The 6,209-nt window shown below is 49.9% G+C and carries 2 protein-coding genes and 2 rRNA genes; 1 reads left to right on the top strand and 3 read right to left on the bottom strand.

The window, feature by feature from the left end; translation table 11 throughout:
* A partial coding sequence (gene pssA, locus AC1DUO_RS22950; protein ID WP_477988902.1) for a CDP-diacylglycerol--serine O-phosphatidyltransferase occupies positions 1 to 1,283 on the top strand: 1,283 nt, incomplete at its 5' end.
* A 189-nt stretch (positions 1,284 to 1,472) separates the two neighbouring features.
* On the opposite strand, the gene AC1DUO_RS22945 is transcribed toward pssA, so the two are convergent.
* The 3 genes from AC1DUO_RS22945 to AC1DUO_RS22935 all read right to left on the bottom strand — a co-directional run bounded on the left by AC1DUO_RS22945 (position 1,473) and on the right by AC1DUO_RS22935 (position 6,135).
* Positions 1,473 to 2,771, bottom strand: coding sequence for an MFS family transporter (locus AC1DUO_RS22945; RefSeq protein ID WP_013574070.1), 1,299 nt, complete (start codon positions 2,769 to 2,771; stop codon positions 1,473 to 1,475).
* Positions 2,772 to 2,998: 227 nt separating this feature from the next.
* Positions 2,999 to 3,114, bottom strand: a 5S ribosomal RNA gene (rrf, locus tag AC1DUO_RS22940).
* 113 nt (positions 3,115 to 3,227) lie between these two features.
* Positions 3,228 to 6,135, bottom strand: a 23S ribosomal RNA gene (locus tag AC1DUO_RS22935).
* Positions 6,136 to 6,209 lie beyond the last annotated feature (74 nt).

Raw genomic sequence — 6,209 nt, 5'->3', positions numbered from 1 at the left:
ATGCTGTAAAAACACTCTACTGCCCTGCAGATTTCCGTAAGACGCTGCTCGAAGCCATTGCCAACGCCACCCAACGGATTTATCTGGTCGCGCTCTATTTAGAGAACGATGATGGCGGTCGTGATGTATTGTCGGCGCTATATGCCGCCAAGCAGCAACGTCCTGAACTGGAGATTTGTGTGCTGGTTGACTGGCACCGCGCGCAGCGTGGTCGCATTGGCGCGGCAGCGTCAAACACCAATGCTGACTGGTATTGTCGCATGGCAAAAGAGCATCCTGAGCTTTCCGTGCCGGTGTATGGCGTTCCGGTCAATACCCGTGAAGCGTTAGGTGTTTTGCATCTCAAAGGCTTTGTTATTGACGATCAGGTGATCTACAGCGGCGCGAGCCTCAATGATGTTTATCTGCATCGTCATGAAAAATACCGCTACGATCGCTATCAGTTACTGTCCAACGCCCCGCTGGCAGATGCCATGATCGACTTTATGAAGAAGTCGATCCTGACAGCCGCAGCGGTACAGCGTCTTGATCGTGAAGATCGCCCGAAAAGCATTGAGATTAAAAACGAAACGCGTCAGTTCCGTCAGAATCTGCGCAGCAGCGGTTATCATTTCAAAGACAGCGCAGGGAATGATGAGCTGGCAGTGACCCCTATCGTCGGTCTGGGCAAACAAAATGAGCTTAACCGAACTATCCATCATCTCATGGCCAGTACGGAACATAAGCTGACGTTGTGTACGCCTTATTTCAATATGCCTGCCATGCTGGCACGTAATATTATTCATCTGCTGCGTCGTGGTAAGCAGGTTGAAATTATCGTGGGTGACAAAACCGCAAACGATTTTTATATTCCGCAGGATCAGCCATTCAAAATCATCGGTGCCTTACCGTATTTGTATGAAATTAATCTGCGTCGTTTCCTGAGCCGTTTACAACGCTTCGTTGACAGCGGACAGTTGATTGTCCGCCTGTGGAAAGACGGTGATAACAGCTATCACCTGAAGGGAATGTGGGTGGATGACCGCTGGCAACTTATTACCGGTAATAACCTGAATCCTCGCGCCTGGCGTCTGGATTTGGAGAATGCCATTTTGATCCATGATCCGCATAAAGAGCTGGCGATCGCGCGACACAAAGAACTGGAAGAAATACGCCAGCACACGCAGGTTGTCTCGCATTATATGGAGCTGGAAAGTATTCCTAATTACCCGGTGAAAGTCCGTAAGCTTATCCGCCGTCTGCGCCGGATACGTATCGACAGATTAATCAGCCGGATTCTGTAATTGGCTATACTGAAAGCCTGATCATCGTGATCGGGCTTTTTTATATTTGGAATTCCACTTTGTGATGCAAAAATTCTCCTGGCTCTCAGGCTTCCTGTCATTATGCTTATAGCAGGCGCAGCTGCTGGCTACAGCGCTTATCATCTTATCCATTATTAAAAGTGCATCCCTGCACTCTCTCCGTAAGAATTACAGCTGTATTTCCTTTCCTTTGCGGTGCAATTTCATCGATACGACCAAAGCGATCAAACACATTACGCAGACATACCAGAAAAATACTTCCTCTATATTCCAGGATTTAAAGGTCAGGGCGACATATTCTGCCGAACCACCAAACACAGCATTTGCAACCGCATAAGATAATCCGACACCCAATGCCCTCACTTCCGGCGGGAACATTTCCGCCTTTAATAATCCGCTGATTGATGTGTAAAAACTGACAATCAGCAGTGCCAAAACAATAAGTCCGAAGGCGATATAAGGACTGGTAACGGTTTGCAGAATATACAAAATCGGGATGGTGAAAACAGTCGCCAGGCCGCTGAATATCAACATAGAACTGCGTCGACCTATTTTATCCGAGAGCCCGCCAATAATAGGCTGCAAACACATAAAGACAAACAGGGCGACGGTCATTAAGGCACTCGCTGTTTTGGTATCCATCCCGGCAGTATTCACCAGATATTTTTGCATATAAGTGGTGAAGGTATAGAAGGTCAGGGAACCTGCCGCCGTGAACCCTAATACCATCATAAATGCCTTTTTATGCTTCCATAAACCCGAGAGGGTACCAGCATCTTTATGCTCACGAGTTTGTTTATCTGATGTTTCGTTCAGTGAACGCCGCAGGAACAACGCCACGACAGCAAGCACAGCGCCTAAGGCAAAGGGGATCCGCCACGCCCAGGATTTAAGCTCATCATTGGAGAATATCTGCTGCAGTATAACCAGAACCAGAAGTGCTAATAGTTGCCCACCGATCAAGGTCACATACTGAAATGAAGCATAAAAACCGCGACGTCCTTTAATCGCAACTTCACTCATATAAGTTGCGCTTGTTCCGTATTCCCCACCAACAGAAAGCCCCTGGAATAGACGGGCGACCAGTAATAATACCGGTGCCCAGCTGCCTATCGTCGCGTAGGTTGGCAAACAGGCGATCACCAGCGAACCGCAGCACATCATGCAGACCGAGATCATCATTGAGTTTTTGCGCCCATGTTTATCGGCGATATAACCAAATAACCATCCTCCAATAGGGCGCATAAAGAATCCTGCGGCAAAAACGCCTGCAGTTTGTAATAACTGGGTTGTACTGTTTCCGCTGGGGAAAAATGAAGAAGCAAAATAGAGCGAACAAAAGGAATAGACGTAGAAGTCAAACCATTCGACCAGATTTCCCGAAGATGCCCCCACAATCGCAAAAATACGTTTCTTCTTATCTTGCTGATCATGATTCTCAGATTGAGATCCCAGAGTATCCTTCATATTATTTTCTCCCAATAGTTCCTGCTATAAGCGTGGTTAAGGCTATTTTTTATCGATAGGAAATATTGAGTTAAGCAACGAATGGATAAGGAAGAGAGGAAAGTTGACGAGTTACCTGCGTTTGCGTTGTTTTTTGTGATGCAGCGCGTGGATAAATGTAATTTTTAGTTAAATTCCGCATAGCAAAAAGCCCCGCACTTTCGTACAGGGCTTTCCACTTATTTGATGCCTGGCAGTTCCCTACTCTCGCATGGGGAGACCCCACACTACCATCGGCGCTACGGCGTTTCACTTCTGAGTTCGGCATGGGGTCAGGTGGGACCACCGCGCTACTGCCGCCAGGCAAATTCTGTTTCATTCRTAMCGCTCACCCTACATCAGGCTTGCACTACGAACCAATCTCGGAACTTCAGCTGAAAATCTACTTCAAGTCTCTAAAAACACCTTTGGTGTTGTAAGGTTAAGCCTCTCGGGTCATTAGTACTGGTTAGCTCAATGCATCGCTGCACTTACACACCCAGCCTATCAACGTCTTAGTCTTAAACGTCCCTTCAGGTGGCYTAAAGCCACAGGGAAGACTCATCTCGAGGCAAGTTTCGCGCTTAGATGCTTTCAGCGCTTATCTTTTCCGCATTTAGCTACCGGGCAATGCCATTGGCATGACAACCCGAACACCAGTGATGCGTCCACTCCGGTCCTCTCGTACTAGGAGCAGCCCCTCTCAATCTTCCAACGCCCACGGCAGATAGGGACCGAACTGTCTCACGACGTTCTAAACCCAGCTCGCGTACCACTTTAAATGGCGAACAGCCATACCCTTGGGACCTACTTCAGCCCCAGGATGTGATGAGCCGACATCGAGGTGCCAAACACCGCCGTCGATATGAACTCTTGGGCGGTATCAGCCTGTTATCCCCGGAGTACCTTTTATCCGTTGAGCGATGGCCCTTCCATTCAGAACCACCGGATCACTATGACCTACTTTCGTACCTGCTCGAGCCGTCACTCTCGCAGTCAAGCTAGCTTATGCCATTGCACTAACCTCACGATGTCCGACCGTGATTAGCTAACCTTCGTGCTCCTCCGTTACTCTTTAGGAGGAGACCGCCCCAGTCAAACTACCCACCAGACACTGTCCTCACCCCGGATCACGGGGCCGAGTTAGAACATCAAACATTAAAGGGTGGTATTTCAAGGTTGGCTCCACGCAGACTGGCGTCCACGCTTCAAAGCCTCCCACCTATCCTACACATCAAGGCTCAATGTTCAGTGTCAAGCTATAGTAAAGGTTCACGGGGTCTTTCCGTCTTGCCGCGGGTACACTGCATCTTCACAGCGAGTTCAATTTCACTGAGTCTCGGGTGGAGACAGCCTGGCCATCATTACGCCATTCGTGCAGGTCGGAACTTACCCGACAAGGAATTTCGCTACCTTAGGACCGTTATAGTTACGGCCGCCGTTTACCGGGGCTTCGATCAAGAGCTTCGCCTTRCGGCTGACCCCATCAATTAACCTTCCGGCACCGGGCAGGCGTCACACCGTATACGTCCACTTTCGTGTTTGCACAGTGCTGTGTTTTTATTAAACAGTTGCAGCCAGCTGGTATCTTCGACTGGCTTCAGCTCCGGGAGCAAGTCCCTTCACCTACGCGCCAGCGTGCCTTCTCCCGAAGTTACGGCACCATTTTGCCTAGTTCCTTCACCCGAGTTCTCTCAAGCGCCTGAGTATTCTCTACCTGACCACCTGTGTCGGTTTGGGGTACGATTTCGTGTTACCTGGAGCTTAGAGGCTTTTCCTGGAAGCATGGCATCAGCTACTTCACCACCGTAGTGGYTCGTTATCACGCCTCAGRGTTGATATGCAACCGGATTTACCAGGTCACACCCCCTACACGCTTGAACCGGGACAACCGTCGCCCGGCCAGCCTAGCCTTCTCCGTCCCCCCTTCGCAGTAACACCAAGTGCAGGAATATTAACCTGCTTCCCATCGACTACGCTTTTCAGCCTCGCCTTAGGGGTCGACTCACCCTGCCCCGATTAACGTTGGACAGGAACCCTTGGTCTTCCGGCGTGCGGGTTTTTCACCCGCATTATCGTTACTTATGTCAGCATTCGCACTTCTGATACCTCCAGCAAACCTCACAGTTCACCTTCGACGGCTTACAGAACGCTCCCCTACCCAACAACRCCTAAGYGTCGCTGCCGCAGCTTCGGTGCATGGTTTAGCCCCGTTACATCTTCCGCGCAGGCCGACTCGACCAGTGAGCTATTACGCTTTCTTTAAATGATGGCTGCTTCTAAGCCAACATCCTGGCTGTCTATGCCTTCCCACATCGTTTCCCACTTAACCATGACTTTGGGACCTTAGCTGGCGGTCTGGGTTGTTTCCCTCTTCACGACGGACGTTAGCACCCGCCGTGTGTCTCCCGTGATAACATTCTTCGGTATTCGTAGTTTGCATCGAGTTGGTAAGCCGGGATGGCCCCCTAGTCGAAACAGTGCTCTACCCCCGAAGATGAGTTCACGAGGCGCTACCTAAATAGCTTTCGGGGAGAACCAGCTATCTCCCGGTTTGATTGGCCTTTCACCCCCAGCCACAAGTCATCCGCTAATTTTTCAACATTAGTCGGTTCGGTCCTCCAGTTAGTGTTACCCAACCTTCAACCTGCCCATGGCTAGATCACCGGGTTTCGGGTCTATACCTTGCAACTTGACGCCCAGTTAAGACTCGGTTTCCCTACGGCTCCCCTATTCGGTTAACCTTGCTACAAAATATAAGTCGCTGACCCATTATACAAAAGGTACGCAGTCACCYAACAAGTAGGCTCCCACTGCTTGTACGTACACGGTTTCAGGTTCTATTTCACTCCCCTCGCCGGGGTTCTTTTCGCCTTTCCCTCACGGTACTGGTTCACTATCGGTCAGTCAGGAGTATTTAGCCTTGGAGGATGGTCCCCCCATATTCAGACAGGATGTCACGTGTCCCGCCCTACTCATCGAACTCACAACTTGTGCATTTTTGTGTACGGGACTATCACCCTGTACCGTGCGACTTTCCAGACGCTTCCACTAACACACAARCTGATGCTGGTTCTGGGCTCTTCCCCGTTCGCTCGCCGCTACTGGGGGAATCTCGGTTGATTTCTTTTCCTCGGGGTACTTAGATGTTTCAGTTCCCCCGGTTCGCCTCATTACACTATGTATTCATGTAATGATARTGTGTCGAAACACACTGGGTTTCCCCATTCGGGTATCGTCGGGTATAACGGTTCATATCACCTTACCGACGCTTTTCGCAGATTAGCACGCCCTTCATCGCCTCTGACTRCCTAGGCATCCACCGTGTACGCTTAGTCGCTTAACCTCACAACCCGAAGGTGTTTCCACCATCGCGCTGCGATTATTTGAGAGACTCTGTTACAGACTAATCCACCACTC

The sequence above is a fragment of the Rahnella sp. P4_A8 genome, from assembly GCF_056402435.1.
Note: the sequence above shows the minus strand (reverse complement) of the source record. Positions and strands in the feature narration are given on the sequence as shown.